The sequence below is a fragment of the Prevotella sp. C561 genome, from assembly GCF_000224595.1.
In the GTDB taxonomy this organism is placed as follows: Bacteria; Bacteroidota; Bacteroidia; order Bacteroidales; family Bacteroidaceae; genus Prevotella; species Prevotella jejuni.
Window position 1 is genome coordinate 1 of record NZ_JH114146.1, and the last position, 22,599, is coordinate 22,599.

The window sequence follows — 22,599 nt, forward strand, 5'->3', positions numbered from 1 at the left end:
TTCGGTTCTTCCGTTAAATGTGTAGATTGTTAATAGAATGAGATTAATCCACATACATGGTAAGCTTACCTCCAATAAGATTATTTTATAAGGGGGGGGGTAAACTATATGATAAATGTAATTAGGTGTGATGTCTATCTGTCGTCTACAAACAATTTATTCCTATTAGCCTAATTAGGCTATTTAGTCCAATTGGGCTAATTAGGCTAATAACTTATTATTCTGTTATAATTTTTCACATCATAATTTTGAATACATGCTCTTTTGGCTTCTAAAAGACGCCCTTTTGGCTTGCAAAAGATGCTCTTTAAGACCCTTGCTAACGCCCTTTTGAAGTCCAACTAAGCACCTTTTACTTTATACTTGGTAACTAATTGGTAATCTGTTGATTGCAAACCTGCTTCATGTGTGTATTTTTGCCGTTAGTTATAGGTGTTTTCCTTGAAATTATGTAATGATTTTTCAACCCCTTATCTGCAGATTTTCGAAGTCTTAAAACGAAAAGATTTTCAATGAAAGAGGATGGAAATAGGATAGATAGTTGACTGTCTCAGCTATATTTTTGTTTAATGAGTAACTTTGGCTCTTACGTTAAAGCACTACGAAAAGCGTCCACACATTTAACGGAAGAACCTTTTATTCTTCCATACATTGGAAGAACAAGGTACTACCCAAAACATAATAAGAGTCCTATTCTGCATCTATGAATTAGACTTAATAGCCGACCCTTACCTTATTATATTATCTAATAATAACCCTCTTGATAAGTTCTCTCAAACGTGTTAATACTCAGCACATCATGTGCGAATACACATCAGCTATAGTGCTGAGCGCAAACACATTACAAAGAGAGCATTAGAGAGGGCTGTATTATCTTACTTCTCTTGATAGAGATAACGCTTAATACTCTTCTTCGGAGTCTTGGCAAACTCCTCATCACGCAACTCTATCGCTGAAAGATGGCAGAAAGATGGAAGCATAGCATTCAGTTCTATACGATTCTGCTCCATTATCTCTTGCAAGTCTGATTGTAAGAAGCCCATCTCTTTAGCCTCATCAAGATCTGGATGAACCAAACCGACAATCTTGTCACCACGTTGGATAACGATACACTCACTCACCATTGACATAGAGTTCAGCTTGTCTTCTATCTCTTCTGGATAGACATTCTGACCATTAGAGCCTAAAAGCATATTCTTAATGCGGCCACGGATAAACAAATGACCATCCGCACTCATCGTTCCAAGGTCGCCTGTATGATACCAGCCATCCTTATCAAGCACCTCTTTCGTAGCCTCTTCGTTCTTATAATAACCAAGCATAACGTTCTCACCACGTGTAATTACCTCACCTGGAACATGCTCAGGATCAGGACTAACAATCTTCACCTCCATATTCAAAGCAGGTGTACCGCAAGAACCGGGTACAAAGTCTTTGTAGTCACTGAACGTTACCAAAGGGCCACACTCCGTAGCACCATAAACGCTTGTTATAGGGAAATCAATGCTTACTAAGAAGTCTTCTATCTCTTTATTAAGTGCTGCTCCACCCGTTACTACCTCGTATGCATTGCCTCCAAAGCATTCCATAACGATTGCTCTAATCTTTTCTTTCACCTTCTTGCTTACCACTGGCATCTTTAACAACATTCGGGTAGCTGTACTCTGGACCCTTGGAAAGACATTCTTACGGATAATCTTCTCTACAACCATTGGTACTGACATAATAATAGCAGGATGGATGTCTCTACATGCTTGAGCTATCAAAGAAGGACTCGGTAGACGTGTGAGGAAATAAAGATGACTTCCAAAACAGAACTGACAGATGAACTCGCATATCATACCATACATGTGTGCCATCGGTAATATACAAAGCACTTTACTATCGGGCTTGATATGTGGTTTTATATCAGCTATTGCCCATGCGAGATTACTACGAATAGAGCGATAACTTAGCATGACACCCTTTGAGAAACCCGTCGTCCCGCTGGTATAATTAATCAGTGCAAGGTCGTCAGCCTCATCCTTAAAATAGTTAACATCCTCTGCACGGAAGAATTTAGGGAATTTCTTACCAAAGAGTGCATTAAGGTTTTCACGCGCATTTGTCAATGACTCTGAACGAGAAAGTATCAACGAGAAATCTGGTAGATAGATAATACCTTCCAACTGGGGCATGTGCTCGCCATCAATCGCTGTAGCTACTACATCACCAACAAAGAGGAGCTTTGCCTCTGAATGGTTTACTATATTATATATTTGTTCGGGTTTAAACTCATTCTGAACAGGTACTGCCACTGCTCCATAGGTTAGAGTTGCAAAGAAAGCAACTGCCCATGAAGAGGAGTTTCGACCACAAAGGGCTACCTTATCACCCTTCTTCAAGCCGCTATTAGCAAAGAGAATGTGTAACTTCTCTATTTTCCGCGCTACATCATGGTATTGAAGTGTAGCACCAAGATAGTCGGTAAGAGCATCTTTGTCCCAGTTATCCTTGATACTCTTCTCTATACACGCGTTGAAACTATTTATAGCATCCATTGCACAAAAGTATGATTCGCGTGCAAAGTTAAGTAAAATTCTGCACATTCACAAAAACTTTGTGCAAGAAAAACATACTATTTGTACAAATAGAAAGAAGCCTCTACTTGCACAGATAATTACAAATTATGGATTAAGCAGATCTTATTTTATTTCCCTATCACACTTATCGTCTTATTAGAAAGACCTATTCAGAAATCCGAACATGCCTTATTTAAACTCATACGAATTACCGTAGAACAGCCAATATCAGGACTTTCTCACATCAAAGGGATTGCTATTAAAATCTCGAATAAGTCTTAAAACGAAAACTATCAAGCAACAATGAAGTTCGAAAACATAAAAGACCAATACAACCCAATCACTTACTATCCTTTCACATAATGGCGAATATGAAAGAAAACAGTAAAAGACAAAGAACAAAGAAGAGACTATATCAGAAATGTTAAGATACACGACCCGTATATCTGACAGCAGTAGTTAAAATGGAAGCATAAGTATTGCTTACCACACAAATGTGCTGACTCATTTCTGAGATAGTCTCTTTCTATTTTCTTAAAGCCACTTACACCTTATTATATATAGGTGCACATGGAAATGATATTATTCCTCAGCAGGCTTCATGTTAGTGTAGACATTCTGCACGTCGTCGAAATCCTCCAAACGCTCAACCATCTTATCAATAGTCTCACGCTCCTCATCAGTAACGTCCTTTAAGTCGTTAGGAATACGAGTGAACTCTGCAGAAGTGATTTCGAAACCATTGTCTTCCAAGTGCTTCTGAATCTCGCCGAAGCTTGTAGGCTCTCCGTAGATTGTGATTTCATTCTCTTCTTCATCCTCATCGTACTCATCGTCAACTCCATAGTCAATCAAATCAAGGATCAACTCCTCCATATCTACACCCTCTTTCTTCTTGAAGGTGAACACAGCCTTATGGTCGAAAAGGAAGCTAAGAGAGCCCTGTGTACCAAGATTACCATTGAACTTGTTGAAAATAGAACGAACATCACCAACCGTACGAGTAGTGTTGTCTGTCAATGTATCAACAAACACAGCAACTCCATGAGGACCATAACCCTCGTAAGTCACCTCCTTGTAGTCGCTGGTATCCTTACCCATCGCATTCTTAATAGCACGCTGGATATTGTCCTTCGGCATGTTCTCACGCTTACATGTAGCGATGATAGCACGAAGGCGTGGGTTATTCTCTGGTTCAGGACCGCCAGCTTTAACAGCGATAGCGATTTCTTTACCTAACTTAGTGAACGTACGGGCCATGTGACCCCATCTCTTGAGCTTAGTTGCTTTGCGATATTCAAATGCTCTACCCATTGGATTTGTTTGTTAACGGAGTTCTGCTCCGAGTTTATTTGTTAAATTCTTTATTAGTTTCTGCATGATGGCGTCTATCGCCTTGTCGTTGAGCGTCTTGGTCTCGTCCTGCAAAATGAAGTTTACTGCATAACTCTTCTTGCCCTCAGGGAGGTTTTTGCCCTGATAAACATCAAAGAGTTCGACGCGCTTCAAAAGTTTCTTATCTGCTTGACGAGCTATCTCTTCTATCTGTGCAAACTCTACATTATTGTCGACCAACAAGGCAAGGTCACGACTAACAGCAGGATATTTAGATATCTCTTGGAACTGAAGTTTATTCTTGCGGATAGCCTTCATCAGTCCTGCCCAGTCTAAATCTGCATAATAAACCTTCTGGTCAAGACCGAAACGCTTCAACAGTTTATGGCTGAGAATACCCATCTCAACGAGTACCTTACCAGCACGCGTCTTCAAAGCTATTGCCTTGTCAAACACGTTGTTATCCGACTTCTCACTAACAAGTAAGCCCTGTGCAACACCGATACGACGGAGGATATTCTCGACATGTGCCTTTAGCTCATAGAATGAACTTTCCTCGTCAGGATGTGCCCAAGAACCTTGTACACGCTTACCTGTCACCCACAAAGCCATGTGATAGTCCTGACTATAAGCCTTAACAGGATTTTCCTCTGTCCATCTCTCCTTATTGTATTTATAGACATTACCTACTTCAAAGAAACGGAGGTTCTGCGCCTTACGATTCACATTACGTACGATACTCTCCAAACCACCAAAGAGAAGGGTCTGACGCATCACACCTAAGTCTGCTGAAAGAGGATTCATCACCTTCACGGTCTCCTCCCAAGGATAAGCATTGAGACCTGCCTCCTCATAGTAAGAGCTCTTTGTGAGCGAGTTGTTCATAATCTCTGAGAAGCCAGCACCTACCAACTGTTCACCGATAATGTTCTCACGATGATAGTTCTTGTCAGCCTCCTCTGCGATTGTCAATGACGACTTCAACTCTGTAGGTATCTCTACATTATTATATCCGTAGATACGCAGGATGTCTTCTACTACATCACAAGGACGTTGTACATCGACACGATAAGGTGGAACCAGGAGGTTGAGGCCCTCTGCATCTTCATTTTCCACCTTCATCTCAAGGCTCTCTGCAATACGCTTAATCGTATCATGACCGAGCTTCTTACCAATAAGACGGTCGCAATACTCATAGTTCAAACGAACAGGGAAACCCTCCATCTTCGTTGGATACTCGTCACATATCTCCATGCTAACCTTTCCTCCAGCAAGTTCCTGACAAAGGATTGCGGCCTGCTTGAGTGCATAGACAATGCCATTAGGGTCTATACCACGCTCGAAACGGAAGCTGGCATCCGTAGAAAGACCATGACGACGAGCACTCTTACGAATCCATGTTGGATGGAAATAAGCACTCTCTAACACTACGTTCTTCGTTGTTTCGTATGTGCCACTACCCTTTCCACCGAACACACCGGCTATGCACATTGGATCCTCTTCATTGCAGATAGCGAGGTCGTGCTCGCCAAGGATGTGCTCTTCACCATCTAAGGTAACGAACTTCTTACCCTCATTCTTATCCTTAACGATGATGTGATGTCCCTTAACCATGTCTGCATCAAAGCAGTGCATAGGCTGACCGTAGGCCATCATGATATAGTTAGTAATATCCACGATATTGTTGATTGGGCGCAAACCGATAACATTCAGCTTGTCTTTCAACCACTGTGGACTTTCTTTTACTTCGCAATCAGTTAAACTCAAACAAGCATAACGGCGACAAGCATCCGTATTCTCAATTGTCACCTTGATAGGGAGATCATGGTTATCAACCTTGAAAGCATCACAAGAAGGGCGATGTAATGACGTCTTATAACCATTCTGTATCAACCAGGCATAGAGGTCGCGCGCCACTCCATAGTGACTCAATGCGTCCGCACGATTGGCAGTGATGTCTATATCTATCAGCCAGTCGCTGTCTAAGTGATAGTATTCTGATGCTGGCTGACCCACTGGTGCGTCCTCTGGTAACACGATAATACCATCGTGAGCAGTACCGACACCAATCTCGTCCTCGGCACATATCATACCAAGACTCTCTACACCACGCAGCTTACTCTTCTTAATAGTAAACTCATTGTCGCCATCATAGAGTACACAACCTAAGTCGGCAACGATTACCTTCTGGCCTGCTGCAACATTCGGTGCACCACAGACGATCTGCTGTGGTTCTCCCTTGCCAAGGTCAACAGTTGTTACGTGGAGATGATCTGAGTTCGGATGTGCCTCACAAGTCAGTACCTTACCGACATACAAGCCCTTTAATCCACCACGTATCGTCTCAACCTCGTCCAGTGACCCTACCTCCAAACCTATTGAAGTGAGCGCGACAGCAATCTCTTCTGGACTAAGATTGAAATCAACGTATTCCTTTAGCCATTTATATGAAATCTTCATTATGTTGTTATTTGTTTGTTCTGAAAATACATGCAAATTTACGAAAAAACTCAGATATAGCAAAGGGATAAAAGAAAAAAGCCGTTGTATGGGACGAAAGTAGCTGTTTATACTATCACTATAAAGAGATTGCAGCTCCGTACACCAGCATCGATAACTGGCTTTTCGTACTCTTTCTCACTACCTTTTGTTGGTGATAACGTAAAGTTTTTGACGTTAGCTCATAGCTCCATCATCACAGGAACGGAACCACAATACTTGCAGATATCAAGATAATGCCTTACCTTTGTCGACATAGAAATAACTGGAGAATAAAAACAAAACAAACAATATGAGACTTACAGGACGTAGAGAGAGTAATAATGTAGACGACCGTCGTGGCATGGGTATGGGTACTAAAGCGGGTATCGGTGGTATTGGCGGTATCATCCTCATTGCTCTTATTACCTTTTTGAGCGGTGGAGACATGGGTGATGTGGTAAATAATGTTTTACAACAAGAGCTGCAAGGGCCAACTGAAGTGCAGACTGGCGGACAACAACATCAGTTTTCTGCGGAGGAAGAGAAACTTGCGAACTTCTCTAAACAGATTCTTGCAGGTACGGAAGATGTGTGGACTGAACAGTTTCAGTTGCATGGCATGCGCTATCAATACCCTACCCTCGTCCTCTATACTGGTGCTGTACAAACTGCTTGTGGGGATGGCTCCGCTGCAATGGGACCTTTCTATTGTTCGGCCGACCAACGTCTTTATCTCGACTTGAGTTTCTTTAGTGGTATGCGCAAGGATTTAGGATTAAAAGCAAAAGGCGACCTTGACTTTGCCTACGCCTACGTGATTGCGCATGAGGTGGGTCACCACGTGGAGTATCTCCGTGGTATTCTTGGGAAATGTCATGCTAAGATGGCACGTGTAAATAAGGAAGAGGCTAACAAACTGAGTGTGAAATTAGAGCTCCTTGCCGATTACTATGCTGGCTGTTGGGCCCATTACGATAATGAAAAATATCAAAGTCTTACTGACGGGGATATCGAAGAGGCTATTGACTGTGCTGAGAAAATCGGAGATAACTATCTTCAGAAGAAAGCACGAGGCTATGCTATGCCTGAGACCTTCACCCACGGTACCTCTGAACAACGTATGTACTGGCTGAAGAAGGGTATCGACACAGGCGATTGGAACACAACTACCTTCTCACCAGGCGATTTAGACTAAAGCATTAACTATCTTCTTTACCGTTGAAAGGGCTCTTTTTACAGGTAGAATAGGCCTTAACAACACCCATGGGATACTCCTCGTAGGAATAAGAAGGCTGTGAAACTTTGAATTATTACCATGATAAAAAAGAATTATCATCATGATAAAAAATATTTCTTTTCATGAAGAAAAATATTTTTTATCGTGAAAATAATTCGATAAAGGGATTTTATAGCAGTCGAGAAGATTGTTATAACTCACCTAACACCTTCTCAATCACACGATTAACAGCGCTTTATTATCGTCCTACTATCAAGGCTCAAGGTCCTATCCTTTGCTTACCTTCGTATGAGAAAAGTAGGAGTTAAAGTTATAACTGTTGTAAATAGGCTGCGACCATCTCAGCGCATCGCTCTCCATCAATACCTGCGCTGACAATTCCACCAGCATAACCAGCACCCTCAGCACAAGGGAAAAGACCTTCGAGACGCACGTGCATGAGGCGTTCTCGGTCACGGAGAATACGGACAGGCGAACTGGTACGAGTCTCGGAGGCTATCATTACGGCTTCATTGGTAAGGAAACCATGCGCTTGACGACCAAAGGTTTTGAAGGCTTCTTGCAGTCGTTTTGTCACAAAAGACGGCATCCAAAAATGTAGTGGACTTGATATTAGTCCCGGCGCATAGCTCGACTTAGGAAGATCATACGACAGACGATTGTTTACAAAGTCGGCCATACGTTGTGCTGGAGCCGTCTGCTTGCGATTTCCCTGCTGCCATGTGTCACGCTCTAATTGCTCTTGATAATGCATGATGCGCAACACGTCCTCTCCTGCTACGTCCTCTGGGTTCAATTGAACAACCATACCAGCATTCGACCACTGCGTCCCTCGGTTGGCAGGACTCATCCCATTGGTGACTGTTTGTTCGGGTCCTGTGGCCGAAGGTATCACAAAGCCGCCCGGACACATGCAGAAGGAATAAACACCACGACCCTCTACTTGCGTCACAAAAGAGTATTCTGCTGTTGGGAGATACTTCCCCTTTCCATTCTTATTATGGTATTGTATCTGGTCAATCAGGTGGGAAGGGTGCTCTAATCGTACACCGACGGCAATCCCCTTTGCCTCCATCTCAATGCCAGCATCAGCAAGATAGCGATAGACATCACGTGCAGAATGGCCCGTGGCAAGAATTACCGGACCATGAAACTCACGTTTCACGCTGACCATCCCACCATTGTCAACGGCCTCAACACCGACGACTTTATCGCCATCAAGTATCAATGAGGTCATCTTAGTTTGGAAGTGAACCTCCCCTCCACAGTCGAGTATGGTGTTACGCATGTTCTCTATCACCCGTGGAAGCTTGTCTGTACCGATATGTGGGTGGGCATCAGCGAGGATAGCGGGGGATGCGCCATGCTGACAAAAGACGTTTAGAATCTTGTCGACAGGGCCACGCTTCTTACTTCTTGTATAGAGTTTTCCATCCGAATAGGCTCCTGCTCCACCTTCACCAAAGCAGTAATTCGACTCAGGGTCAACCTCTTGCGTCTTTGAAATCAGGGCCATATCTAACTTACGATCACGTACATTCTTTCCTCGTTCGAGGACGATTGGGCGCAAGCCTAATTCTATCAGTTTCAGAGAAGAGAACAGACCAGCTGGGCCTGCACCTACCACAATGACCGAAGGACGGCTACTTACGTCTTGATATTCAGTCTTTATATATGGGTCGTCTTGCGGAAACTCGTTGATATATACACGCACTTTCAGATTTACATAGATGTCACGATGACGCGCATCAATAGAACGCTTCAACACCCGAACACGATAAATGGTACGCTCGTCCAGTCCCTTCTCCTTGGCAAGATAGCCTTTCAAATTGTTTTCACTATAGGCAATCTGGGGCAGAACACGTAGCTGATATTCCTCTGTCATATATAGTAATACTTCTTCTTTTTGACGCAAATTTAATCAAATATATCGAGATATTCGTTGGCTATTGCAATATTTCTTATTATTTTTGTGGCTAAGTTTCGCACCTCCCCCATTGTTAAGGGGATGCTAAATAATAACAAATAGAATATCAGAAATGAAAGTATTAAAGTTTGGTGGAACGTCCGTAGGTTCTGTTGCGAGTATTCTAAGCCTGCAAAAGATTGTCGAAAAAGAGGCTAAACATCAACCTATTATTGTGGTTGTAAGTGCCTTAGGGGGTATAACAGATCAGCTCATTACTACCTCTCAGCTTGCCTTGAAGGGGGATGAAAGCTGGAGAAATGAGTTCGATTCAATTGTTGCACGACATCACAAGATGATTGATGCGATTATTACCGACCCTCATGACCGTGAGAGTCTATTCAACAACGTGGATAGTCTCTTTGAACAACTACAGTCTATCTATTATGGTGTTTTCTTAATCCACGACCTTAGTCATAAGACTGAGGATACTATTGTTAGCTATGGCGAACGCCTTAGTTCGAGAATAGTAGCTACGCTCATCCGTGGAGCGAAGTGGTTTGATTCACGTAAGTTCATAAAGACTGAAGAGAAGCAGGGCAAGAGAAGTCTCGATTCAGAGCTAACCAACAAACTTGTTTTAGATACTTTCTCTGACCTTCCTCGTATCTCTCTTGTACCTGGTTTCATAGCACAAGACCGCGACTCTGGCGATATCACCAATCTTGGACGTGGTGGAAGTGACTATACAGCGTCTATCCTCGCTGCCTCTCTCAATGCTGAGGTGTTGGAGATATGGACGGATGTTGACGGCTTTATGACGGCCGACCCACGTGTTATCAAGAGTGCTTATACCATCAATGAACTGTCATACGCAGAGGCAATGGAGCTTTGTAACTTTGGTGCAAAGGTCGTCTATCCTCCAACGATCTACCCTGTCTGCGTGAAGAACATACCGATTAAGGTGAAAAACACCTTTAATCCTGACGGGAAAGGGACGATTATTAAATCACACGTTGAGAACAATCAAAAGCCTATCAAGGGTTTATCATCTATAAAAGGTACGACGGTCATCACCGTGACAGGCCTTTCTATGGTGGGTGTCGTTGGTGTCAACCGACGTATCTTTAGTTCTCTTGCCAACAATGGTATCAGTGTCTTCCTTGTGTCACAGGCTGCTTCAGAGAACAACACCTCTATCGGTGTGAAAGATGAAGATGCTGACAATGCTGTGAGAGTACTCAATGATGAATTCCGACTTGAGATAGAAGATGGTCGAATGTTCCCTATGCACGCTGAGAGTGGACTTGCCACTGTGGCCATCGTAGGCGAGAACATGCGGCGAACACCAGGCATCAGTGGTAAGCTATTTGAGGTTCTTGGACGTTCAGGTATCAGTATTATCGCTATTGCACAAGGTGCGTCAGAGATGAACATTTCCTTCGTTGTGAAGGGAACTGACCTAAGGAAAGCACTGAATGTACTTCATGATTCACTCTTCTTGTCGGAGTATAAGGTGCTTAACCTCTTTATATGCGGTGTCGGAACAGTAGGTGGTATGCTCATCGAACAGATTAAGAGCCAGTATGAAGAGTTAAAACAAAACTCTAACCTGAAGCTAAAGGTAGTGGGTATCGCCTCCTCTAAGAATGCTATCTTCAATCGTGACGGATTAAACTTAGACAACTATCGAGAGGAACTCAAGTCGAGTGAGCCGTCAAACCCAGAACATTTGCGTGACGTAATACTACAGATGAATATCTTCAACTCGGTATTTGTGGATTGTACTGCCTCCCAAGACGTGGCTGCACTCTACCAGTCTTTATTGGAGAATAATATCTCTGTCATAGCAGCCAATAAGATTGCAGCATCTGGAAAGTATGAGGATTACTATCACTTAAAGCAGACTGCCATACAACGTGGCGTCAAGTTCCGCTTTGAAACGAACGTAGGTGCAGGACTGCCTATCATTGGTACGATCAATGACCTACGTAATTCGGGGGATAAGATACTGAAGATTGAGGCCGTACTGTCTGGTACGCTTAACTTTATCTTCAATGAGATTGGAGCCGAGACTCCCTTCTCTGAGACCGTTAAACGAGCCAAAGAGCAGGGCTATAGTGAGCCTGACCCACGTATTGACCTTAGTGGAAAGGATGTCGTTCGCAAGTTAGTTATCCTTACACGTGAGGCTGGCTACAAGGTAGAACAAGAGGATGTTGAGAAGCACCTCTTCGTTCCTAATGATTATTTCCAAGGTTCTGTAGAAGACTTTTGGAAGCGTCTTCCTGAGCTTGATGCCAACTTCGAGCAGCGTCGAGAGAAACTTGCTGAGGAAGGTAAACGCTGGCGTTTCGTCGCAACGATGGACCATGGCAAGACTAATGTTGCTCTGAAAGAGGTCGATTCAAGCCATCCTTTCTATAACCTTGAGGGTTCTAACAACATTGTTCTACTAACAACCGACCGATACAAGGAGTATCCTATGCAGATTCAGGGCTATGGTGCTGGTGCGTCAGTGACTGCTGCTGGTGTGTTCGCCAATATCATGAGCATTGCTAACATATAATATTAGATTGTTTATATACCAACAAGAAGAGGGGCATACGGCGTTGTATGTCCCTTTCTCAGTATTCAATAGCCAGCCTTATAACACCAGTTTCCAAACCGTATTTTCGGTCTCCATGTCGCCAGACTCCTCATGGAACGTGAAGCCTTGGGGCTTCTTTCCTTCCACACTTATATCTATTACCGACATAACATTACGTTTGATAGTGAGCTGCTTCTGCTCTTTCTCTACCGTCCCATCGTCCTTTGTCCATGAAACACGAAGGTCTATTGTCGTTTGATAACCGTCTTTAGTCCCATTCACCACGTCATAGAAGGAATAAACAGCCCTATTGTCATACATCGGACTGTCCTTTGTCAGAGGAATACCCCAGCCTACATAGTTGACTACAAGTTTTCCTTCATCGGGCGGTGTCACCTTAAAATGCAAACCAAACACCGACCGTTTCATATCGAGTGTCAGGTCTTTTGTTGCCTTAGGACTAAAGGAGTCGATTGTAGCATACAGCTTCGTAATACGTGGATAATGTATCGTTCGACCGTCGGCAATAGTTGTTTCACCTTTTGTCAGACCATTAAGATTCTCCTCTTTAGATAACACAAAGCTATTTGTTAACCGTGTTCCCTTATCCGTTCCATGCAAGAAAGGAGCAAGATACTCGCCATCCTTCAAGAATATTCTATCATCTCCTTCCTCTACAATCAGGCACTCTACCTTGTAAAGGTTCTCTACATTCATCTTCAAAGCAATCTTTGAAGCATTGGTAAACAGTCCGTAGGCATACATAGAATACGCCTCTTCATTGGGCTTCTTCTCGTACACATTGACAGCATAAAACTTCTTCTTCGTTTCACCAGTGACACCTCTACTAAACGGTTGAGGCTTTGCACCCATCGCATCCTCAAATGTTTCGATATGCAACTCCTTAGGATGAATACGCACAACTCTGGTTAGCTTGTTCTTTGAATTACGAGACTTTGTCCCCTCATCGACATTGTCTAACACTGGTTTCTCACATGCGGCTAATGCTAATATACATACTAAAAGCCAAATCCATGCTACTTGTTTTTTCATATTAGTTATTTTTTAAGTTAAGTTATGGTCGTTCTGTATTAATCATCCCACGCTGGGAAGGAATCATCTAATCCTAAGTCTGGGAAGGAAAAGCCCTTTGCCAATTGGTTCTGCTCTCCTTCATATTGATTATGCACTTCACCTTGTTCACCTCTCAATGTGGTACTCCCCGCTCTTGTTTGCGAGCTTCTTAACAAGAAAGAACGTGAGGATACATAATAAACTGTTATTAAGGGCTTAATATATGTTTTCATATTCAATTGCTTTAAGTTGTCAAAAGGAGTATATAACAAAGTCGTTTATCGATTTAAGTATTTCTTTCCACCAACGATTATAATACCTTTATAGTCCTTACTAACCTGTTGCCCTGCAATATTATAGATTGGACAGCACTGGTGAACATCATCATTTACCGTGGTGGAATTGATTCCTAAAGGTATATCAAAGGTGAAATTAGACTTTGCTTGTGTAGCTACTGTTGGCGTGTAGACGAGGTAAGCTTTATGAGCCTTCGTCTGGAAAGCCTTGCCATCAGGCTTATTCCAATAAAAGCCTACGCCATTACTGCCCTTAGCAAAGACATAATACAATGTGCCTCCATCCGTTTCTCTATCCACATCAGAGCCTCGTAAAGCATTTAAAGCATCTCCTTCGCCTTCTTTAGTCGTCTCACTAAAAAGGTAATTACCCTCCTCTGCTTCTAAAACGACAGCCGTACCACTCGGAAGGACATCATTCTCTTGATACGTCTTACTCACTGAAAGAACGTTATCAACAATCTTATACGTTCGTGCTATGACTCCTTTAGGAATAACAAACGACTTCTTACCATAATAAAAAGTAGCTCGCTTGGCTGCAGAAACGTAGATAGAGACCGTGTTCTCAGTAGGTTCTATAGGTTTGACTGGCTCATAAGTGACTTTTATAGACGTAATGCAACTACCTTTACTGGTCGTAGGAGTAAAGGAAATACTTTGTTTATTACCTTTCCATTCCTGTCGATAAAATTCCTTTCGACCCTTTTTTTCCTTAGAAATAGGCATTTTATTATCATCATCATAGACACTAAGTCGCATTTTATCACCTACAATAGAAAAAATAACTGACGTAATCTCACAACTAACTCCTTTTATTGTTAATAGACTATCACTAACAAGTCTTACACAAGGACAGCCATTTATAACAGAACACTTTGGTGAGTATAATTTCTTTGAACGTGTACTAAACTCCAACACAATCCCTTCCTTCTCGATTCTACTGGGGACCTTTTCACTTCCAGAGTACTTTGAGAAATCAAAGAGAACGGACTTCTGTGCCAGAATGGATATTGGGAACAGTAGCATTAGACATGAAAAAATGAGTTTCTTGGGCATAGTTGGTAAAGATTTGTATTATATTTTTTAAGGTTAAAGTTGGTTCTTTCCTTCTCTATTACAAGAGGACAGCAGCCAAAAACGACCTTGTTTTCAACATGGTAAATAGTATTTATCGATGCAAAGATATATAAAAAATAAATAAAAGGAAAGTAAAATAAAAGAAAAAAAGGCGACTTAATAAATCTATAAAAGCCTCTATTCCTCCATTAATAGACATATATACACGTTCAGTATAGCATAAAGTACATTTAGTCAATAAACTTTTAAAGTAGAATATATGCATAAAATTAGTCACAGAGAGCAGAGATTTACGCAAAAAAACTACTTAATATTTATATTCATCCGTCTTTTTGAGCGATATGTCGAGCATTCCTTATTGTCTTAACGTCAATTACAAATCTCTATTACAGGGTTATCTTTATGCTTACCCTCTACCCCATTCGTACCAAGAGAAGGCCGTGTCCACCACACTTTGAGTTCTACCTACATGTAAAAACCTCCGTTACTCTGTGAGAAAGAATATGCCCCTCTATCTCTATCAGCATATTCTATAGAAACACCTCAGCTATCAATCCACTCTTAGAGGAAATCAACAAGAATACGAAAAATCATTACATCGCAACGAGTTAAACAACCTCAACACAGGAGTATAACGTTTCTTAAAAGCAAGTTTATAACTTTCAAAAAATCAATAGGTTACATACAGCATCAAAGAAGACACCTTTCTTGCTTCAAGAAGGGCGTCTTCAACACCCAAGAAGGGCATCTTCTTGAACGTTGAAGGGCCTCTTCTTAACCCATGAAGAGCATGTACTATCTTCAAGAGGGGCGAAAATAATTGACAAAGGGATGAGGAGTTAAGGAGTGAAGGGGGAGTGAAAGGAGTTAAGACATCAGCACCGATACCACGAAAGAAAACGAGGTATCAACTCTTATTAAAGCTGCAAAAGAAAGCTACTTGGCATAATAGTAACTTGCATAACTTCCTTTCTTATAAGGCGGAACAAGTCTTAGTCCTTGCTTCTTGAGCAGCAGTATTTTCATAGCCTCCTTATAATAACGAGGACGAAGACTGTCGGCTGGGTAATACTCCGGTAGGTAGCGGGCAAATTCAGATAGGTTACGATCCAACAAGAAGCCTGTCAACTGATAGTTAGCAGAGTTACGGGTCACCTTGTAAAGGACGCTATCTGGCTGCAACCACGAATGAACCTTCCCTGGACGTAAAGTGCGTGCACCACCCTCAAGAGGATAATAGAAGAGACTATCGGCCAGCTGTCCTCTTCGTGCAACAGCATAGACAGTTAGCATGGAAGTGACCGAGTCGGTATGAGGCATGGTACGTACAACATTTAAAGCACCTGCATAATCTCGCTTATCTATCAAGGCCTCCACCTTAGCCCGCAGATGAAAATACCTATCATTATTGCTAAGAAGTCCTGTAAACAAGAAGTAGAAAAGGAATAGAAGAAGGCTAATCCATATCATCTCTGAGAAGGGTCCGAAGCTACGCTGTTCTGGTTCGTAAGGTTCAAAACGCTTTACAGAAATCAAAACAAAGACATAAACGATAATCAATAACGGTGTTGCCCACAGCCAGTTACCAAATGTAACACCATCAACCGTAGGACGTAAGTCGGAGATAATCGTTAGTATAAGAAAAGATGGAAAGTAAGTCAAGGCGAAGCCACGCTTGCCTAACTTAGCCAAAGAGCTAACTCCTACCTGAAGAAGCTTCAACGTAGCTGTTATCAGCACTGCTCCTAACAATGGATTATAGAAGGTCTGTCTCCCAGAAGCCAAATGTTGTACTACTGTCATCACGTCTGCTTGATAGAAGAACAGGAAGCAGAAGGTGAATGAACAAAATAGTATCGTGCAGATAGCACGCATAAACTTACTCTCCATCATGCGCAATTTACTTCTTTCTCAACACCACAGCGCTGCGTGCTGGTATGTAGAGTTTAAGCCAACCTTTGTGATCTTTCTCATAAAGAGGGTCGGCATTCGTGAAATGCTCAACTGTATCATCAGCAAAACCATTGCCACCATACTCCTTGGCATCGGTGTTTAAGACCACATTATAAGCCCCCTCAGGTACCAAGAAACCATAATCATAGAAGGAACGAGTAGGAGAGAAATTGAAGACAAAGATTAGCTCGCCTCTACTAAAGGCTAAGATCTGGTCGCCATCATCGTGCCATATCTCTTGAACTGGCGTCTCGTTGAATTTCTTCTCGCTCTTCACCACCTCTAACATCCTCTGATCGAAATCGCCAAGGAAGTGATAACACAGCTCTTTATTGTCTACTAAGTTCCATTGTCGGCGTGCATACTTATAGCTCCATCCGTTTCCTTCACGTGGGAAGTCTATCCACTCTGGATGTCCAAACTCATTTCCCATAAAGTTCAGATAGCCACCATTGATCGCAGCTAACGTCGCAAGGCGTATCATCTTATGCAATGCTATACCACGATGAACCATCTCTGTCTCGTCTCCCTTACGGAAATGCCAATACATATCAGCGTCTACCAAACGGAAGATGATAGTCTTATCGCCTACTAAGGCTTGGTCGTGTGACTCGCAATAAGAGATAGTCTTTTCATCAGAACGACGATTTTTTATCTCCCAGAAGATAGAAGATGGCTTCCAAGACTCGTCAGGCAACTCCTTAATAGTCTTTATCCAATAGTCTGGAATGTTCATGGCCATACGATAGTCAAAGCCATATCCGCCATCTTTGAACTTAGCGGCAAGACCCGGCATACCAGATACCTCCTCCGCTATAGTTACTGCATTCTTATTAACTTCATGGATAAGACAGTTGGCTAAGGTCAGATAACAAATAGCATTATCATCCTGATGACCATTAAAGTAGTCGGCATAGTTACAGAAAGCCTCACCTAAGCCATGACTATAATAAAGCATTGATGTGACACCATCAAAGCGGAAACCATCAAAGTGATATTCCTCCAACCAATACTTGCAGTTAGACAAAAGGAAGTGTAGAACCTCGTCTTTACCATAGTCAAAGCATAGGGAGTCCCATGCTGGATGCTCATGACGTTCACCTGGATAGAAGTATTGATTAGGGTCACCGGCTAAGTTACCTAATCCTTCCACCTCGTTCTTAACGGCATGAGAGTGTACGATGTCCATGATAACAGCAACCCCATTCTTATGAGCCTCATCGATAAGTGCCTTCAAGTCCTCGGGAGTTCCGAAGCGTGAACTGGCTGCAAAGAAAGAGCTAACATGGTAACCAAAGCTGCCATAGTAGGGATGCTCCTGTATTGCCATAATCTGAATAGCATTGTAACCATCCTTAATAATACGTGGCAACACCTTCTCACGAAACTCATTATAGGTCCCTACCTTCTCTTCATCCTGTGCCATTCCGATGTGGCACTCATAGATCAAGAGCGGAGAAGTCTGTGGTTTGAAAGTCTTCTTCTTCCAAACAAATGGCTTCTTAGGCGCCCATACCTGTGCAGAGAAGATTTTCGTCGCATCGTCTTGAACAACTCGTTGTGCCCAAGCAGGGATACGCTCGCCCTCACCTCCTTGCCAATGAACTCGCATCTTATAGTACTGACCGTGTTGTAAGGCGTTTTCAGGGAGTATAAGTTCCCAGTTTCCTGTTCCTTCCAATCGTTGACACTGGTAGGCCTCTTGCTCCTTCCAATCATTAAAATCGCCAATGAGGAAGATTTCGGTCGCATTTGGCGCCCATTCACGGAACACCCAACCATCCTTTGTACGGTGTAGTCCGTAATAATTGTAGCCATTTGCGAATTCAGAAAGTGACAGCTTACCATCCTGTGTGAGCTGATTCATTTTCCAAAGGGCATGTTCGTGGCGTCCACGGATAGCATCCTCGTATGGAGCCAGATAAGAATCGTTCTTCACAAGTCCGATATGTGCTGGTTCCTTCGCCTTTGTTATTCTGGCAGAAGTCTTCTTCTCTGAAGCCTTCTTAGTGCTGGTTTTCTTTGTTACCATGGTAGAATAATCTTTATGTTGTTGTTATATTATGTAAAGACTAATTAGTATATCGCTTTCCATTCTCGTAATAACCGCTTGCTGTAACATTCCCGTTTTTATCACGTTCAATGAACTTTCCATCACGACAGTCATCTCGATAGTTACCTTCAAAGCGCACGCCTGAGGCAGACTCCTCAACCGCTGTGCCATTACGCTTACCATTATGGTAGCTTCCACGGAACTTACTTCCATCAGCATAGTGGATGATGATAAGTCCTTCTAACAGTCCGTTGCGAAACTGTCCTTCATAGACATCCTTATTCTTCTTGGTCAGTTTGCCTTGTCCGTTCTGCATATCTCTCTCCCAGTAGCCAGTGTAGATGTCACCATTTCGCCATGACATCGTACCATAACCCGACTTCTGTCCTTTTAAGAAATGGCCTGAATACTGGTCACCATTCTTATATCGAAAGATTCCTTGACCAGTCCGCTCGCCATCTAAATACTCTCCATCGTAGCTCTCACCATCCTTGAATTTATAGATGCCTTTACCATTCTGCAAGTCATTCTTCCAATCACCGTTATATTCATCACCATCGGCATAGATGTAAAGTCCTTTCCCCTCCTTGAGATTATTCACCCAGTTACCAGTAAAGGAAGAGTGGTCAGGCCATCTGAAACTGCCGTATCCGTTCTTCATATCGTCTTTCCAAGTCCCTTCATAGTAGGCTCCATTCGCAAAGATGTACTTTCCTTGCCCGCTACGCTTATCATGTTCCCAGTTGCCAACATACTTGTCACCATTGTAGTAATACATTGTGCCCTGTCCTTGCTGATAGTCTTTATACCACAGACCATCGTAACGATTGCCGTTAGCAAAGTAGTAAACGCCCTGTCCATGCTGTTGGTCTTGGAACCACTGACCCTTATATTTCTCTCCATCAGCGAAGGTATAGGTCCCTTCTCCATGTCGCATGCCTTTCATATACTCTCCTTCATAGACATCACCTTTCTTGTATGTGGTCTTACCTTTACCATTTGGCTTTCCACGAAACATCTGTCCATGATACTGTCCGCCGTCCTTTGTCGTACACGAACCAGTCTCTATATCCTGAGCATAGAGGCAAGTAGATATGAATAGAAATAATATGACGATATAATTATGTCTCACGTTGTGCGATTTTAGATTGTTATAATTCAAATAACCTATATGCAAAGATACCGATTTCAAGTGAAAACAACAAATTTATGAAGCTTTTTTAATGTTCTTCTGAAAGATGAATTAAGATGCTTCGCAAAATGAGTAGTGAAGGAGAACATACCTTATCGTCTTTCTAACGCTCGTCCTCTGTTTTTGATGACAAACCTACCCCCTATCCTTTCCCCGAATAACAAGGGATTTGAACGCCGAGATAGTCCATACGAAAATGGTTACTTATCCCTCTTCGACTTACAAGATAGGAACACACAAAACTGTCTGCTGCTTTATTTACAATCTATCTTCATGACATTTGCTCAATTTGTAGTTCTATCTGTTTTGAACTTTTTAATCGTTATATCCGTGCACATGAATATGCGTGGAAGACGTAGTTTTGTATCATCTAAGCAGTTTACATCGTTGTGAAATATCATGACAAAACACAAAGAATAGCTTGTCTGTAAAATAGATGTATGTGCGTAATCATTAAGCTCGTAATATTCAATAAATCAGAAAGTTATAGGCTATGTAGAAGAAGAGGCCTTTCTTGGCCTAAGAAGGGCGTCTTCAACATGCAAGAAGGGCATGTTCTTGGAAGTAGAAGAGCGTCTTCTTGATGCTTGAAGGGCAAGTCTTAGAATCGAGACACTTGAAAACAATTTACAATAATATCTTTGCGCCTAACTTTGCTAAGCTATTATTCCTCCTTTCTTCAAATTCTCTCTCACTATGATGGTACTCAGGGAAAGATAAGACAACAGCCTGCATTCATTGTGCGAACGATAGAATCGTCGTTCTATCAGCCCATAATCATGGCTCATCCACCTTGACAACTGGTATAACTATTCTTAGCTATAACATTCAACTTTCTTTCGTTGTTGCTTCTTGAGTTTTTCATGCTATTTGATAGTCTCTACACACGCTGTTTCTGTATGTCGATAAGAAAGCATAAATACCGAAAAATAAAGTTGCTGTCATTACTGTCATGCAAAGTAACAAGCTAACTCTTTAGTTTACAGTAGAGTTACATGAAATGTTAAAAATGACAGCAAAAGAAAATAAAACTATTTTCGTATAAATAGCAAGAGTTTGACTTTCATTAGAAGCCATTTCTGTTCTAATATTTGAAAGTATCTTCCTCAAGGTAAAAGGAGTTGATTATAGATCTCAAAACAGGGCGAATTGGACTATAAGACATCATAAACAAAATAACAAGCGTATGTAGAGAAATGTTATACATATATATGATAAGCAAAGAAAATACTTGTCATTATTGCAAACTCCCCTACTCTCTTCGGTCTACCACAGTACTATCGCCCCCCAAAGAAATAATTATCAGTATTGTCATAGATTGCATATTTCGTAACATACGAATGTATATATAGAACTAAAGGGCACAGCATTAATTTGCTGTGCCCTTTAGCATCCACCTTTCAGTGGAATGTTTGAGCTTGATTTTTGGTTCGCGCCTCACGGCGTTCACCAATCATCTCGCATCATAATTATCCTTTAATCAATCTTTATTATTACCTTTAACTAAACCTATTTAGTTGAAACCTGAACAATCTCCTTTGTTCTACCTTAAATAATAACTAAAAACCTAAATCTATTACTACTAACCTAAACAATCTATTATTTGTCTTTTGACGATGCAAAGGTACGACTGTTTGCGTACACAACAAAACTTTTTTAGGTTTTTATTCATCGCCTTCTGCGTTTTTTGATATATATCAAGATTAAAACATAAAACTGTGTCCTGTGAATAAAGAAAATGTAAGTTGATCGATTGTCGACGATAAAGGCAACGCTATAGACACTTACAATAGCATATAGACGAGCATAAAAAATGTTGGAACACACGCTCAGTGTATTCCAACATCTATAATATATCCTTTAAAGAAAGGGTTATGTCCTACCTTACACCTTATTATATAAGGTACTGACTTGAGATACTCTCATTGTTCAACACACGCTGAATTGTCTCAGCAAACATGTCGGCTACAGAGATCTGCTTAACCTTTGAGCAACGAGCAGTGTATGGGATAGAATCTGTAAAGACCATCTCCTCCAAAGAAGAAGCCTCTACACGCTCAGTAGCAGGACCACTCATCACACAGTGAGAAGCAATAGCACGAACACTCTTTGCACCAGCCTCCTTCATAACATCAGCTGCCTTAGTAATCGTACCGGCCGTATCAACCATGTCATCAACAATGATTACATTCTTGTCTTTCACATCACCAATAATCTGAATTGTGTCTACGACATTAGCACGTGCACGTGTCTTATTACAGAGAACGAGCGGACAACCAAGATACTTAGCGTATGTGTTAGCACGCTTTGAGCCACCTACGTCAGGACTTGCGATAACAAGATCCTTCAAGTGAAGGCCCTGAACATAAGGAAGCAGCACACCACTGGCATAGAGATGGTCGACAGGAACATTGAAGAAACCCTGAATCTGATCTGCATGTAAGTCCATTGTAATCAGACGATCGATACCAGCAACACTCAATAAGTCTGCTACTAACTTTGCACCAATACTGACACGTGGCTTGTCCTTACGGTCCTGACGTGCCCAACCAAAGTAAGGCATGACAGCGATGATATGACGAGCAGAAGCACGCTTTGCCGCATCTATCATCAAAAGAAGCTCCATGAGGTTGTCGGAGTTAGGGAAAGTACTTTGCACAAGGAAGACATCCTTACCGCGAATACTCTGCTCGTAGGAAACGACAAATTCCCCGTCAGAGAAACGGGTCATCACCAAGTTGCCAAGCGGACAGCCAAGGCTGGCGCAGATCTTCTCAGCAAGGTATCTCGTCTTTGTACCTGAGAATACCAAAAAAGAGTTATTTTCACTCATTTCTTTTAGTT

At 42.0% G+C, this 22,599-nt stretch carries 14 protein-coding genes; 3 read left to right on the plus strand and 11 right to left on the minus strand.

From position 1 onward, the window contains the following. Positions 1-875: 875 nt before the first annotated feature. The 3 genes from HMPREF0666_RS08860 to pheT form a co-directional block, all read right to left on the minus strand. Entirely contained in the window at positions 876-2,540 is a 1,665-nt protein-coding gene (locus HMPREF0666_RS08860; protein WP_042856235.1) for an AMP-binding protein, read from the minus strand. 603 nt (positions 2,541-3,143) lie between these two features. Continuing rightward, positions 3,144-3,875, minus strand: coding sequence for a YebC/PmpR family DNA-binding transcriptional regulator (locus HMPREF0666_RS08865; RefSeq protein WP_009012072.1), 732 nt, complete (start codon positions 3,873-3,875; stop codon positions 3,144-3,146). Positions 3,876-3,887: 12 nt separating this feature from the next. Further along, positions 3,888-6,356 (minus strand): phenylalanine--tRNA ligase subunit beta, encoded by a 2,469-nt coding sequence (gene pheT / locus HMPREF0666_RS08870; protein WP_009012073.1) that lies wholly within the window; start codon positions 6,354-6,356, stop codon positions 3,888-3,890. Between the two features lie 331 nt (positions 6,357-6,687). Between pheT and HMPREF0666_RS08875 the strand changes: the two genes are divergently transcribed. Next, positions 6,688-7,572: a neutral zinc metallopeptidase gene (locus HMPREF0666_RS08875; RefSeq protein ID WP_009012074.1), complete on the plus strand. Its 885-nt coding sequence runs from the start codon at positions 6,688-6,690 to the stop codon at positions 7,570-7,572. Between the two features lie 164 nt (positions 7,573-7,736). Next, positions 7,737-7,922, plus strand: a complete 186-nt coding sequence (locus HMPREF0666_RS17360) for a hypothetical protein (RefSeq protein WP_009012075.1) — start codon at positions 7,737-7,739, stop codon at positions 7,920-7,922. 2 nt (positions 7,923-7,924) lie between these two features. Here HMPREF0666_RS17360 and HMPREF0666_RS08880 read toward each other — a convergent pair whose 3' ends face one another. After that, positions 7,925-9,499, minus strand: a complete 1,575-nt coding sequence (locus HMPREF0666_RS08880) for an NAD(P)/FAD-dependent oxidoreductase (protein WP_009012076.1) — start codon at positions 9,497-9,499, stop codon at positions 7,925-7,927. Positions 9,500-9,653: 154 nt separating this feature from the next. Between HMPREF0666_RS08880 and thrA the strand changes: the two genes are divergently transcribed. Then, a complete protein-coding gene (gene thrA, locus HMPREF0666_RS08885; protein WP_009012077.1) occupies positions 9,654-12,089 on the plus strand; it encodes a bifunctional aspartate kinase/homoserine dehydrogenase I in 2,436 nt (811 codons plus the stop codon). 78 nt (positions 12,090-12,167) lie between these two features. Here the strand turns inward: thrA and HMPREF0666_RS08890 are convergent, their stop codons facing one another. From HMPREF0666_RS08890 to HMPREF0666_RS08915, 7 genes are all read right to left on the minus strand, one after another. Continuing rightward, positions 12,168-13,163, minus strand: coding sequence for a hypothetical protein (locus tag HMPREF0666_RS08890; RefSeq protein ID WP_009012078.1), 996 nt, complete (start codon positions 13,161-13,163; stop codon positions 12,168-12,170). A gap of 38 nt (positions 13,164-13,201) precedes the next feature. Beyond that, positions 13,202-13,417, minus strand: a complete 216-nt coding sequence (locus tag HMPREF0666_RS17365; protein ID WP_009012079.1) for a hypothetical protein — start codon at positions 13,415-13,417, stop codon at positions 13,202-13,204. Between the two features lie 45 nt (positions 13,418-13,462). Then, the gene (locus tag HMPREF0666_RS08895) at positions 13,463-14,239 is read right to left on the minus strand and encodes a hypothetical protein (protein ID WP_232214089.1); all 777 of its coding nucleotides are present in this window, start codon (positions 14,237-14,239) and stop codon (positions 13,463-13,465) included. A gap of 1,254 nt (positions 14,240-15,493) precedes the next feature. Next, positions 15,494-16,450, minus strand: coding sequence for a DUF6057 family protein (locus tag HMPREF0666_RS08900; RefSeq protein ID WP_042856236.1), 957 nt, complete (start codon positions 16,448-16,450; stop codon positions 15,494-15,496). Between the two features lie 7 nt (positions 16,451-16,457). Next, a complete protein-coding gene (locus tag HMPREF0666_RS08905; protein WP_009012082.1) occupies positions 16,458-18,542 on the minus strand; it encodes an alpha amylase C-terminal domain-containing protein in 2,085 nt (694 codons plus the stop codon). 40 nt (positions 18,543-18,582) lie between these two features. Next, the gene (locus HMPREF0666_RS08910; protein ID WP_009012083.1) at positions 18,583-19,695 is read right to left on the minus strand and encodes a phosphatidylinositol-4-phosphate 5-kinase; all 1,113 of its coding nucleotides are present in this window, start codon (positions 19,693-19,695) and stop codon (positions 18,583-18,585) included. A 1,954-nt stretch (positions 19,696-21,649) separates the two neighbouring features. Then, positions 21,650-22,588, minus strand: a complete 939-nt coding sequence (locus HMPREF0666_RS08915; RefSeq protein WP_009012084.1) for a ribose-phosphate pyrophosphokinase — start codon at positions 22,586-22,588, stop codon at positions 21,650-21,652. Positions 22,589-22,599: the final 11 nt, after the last annotated feature.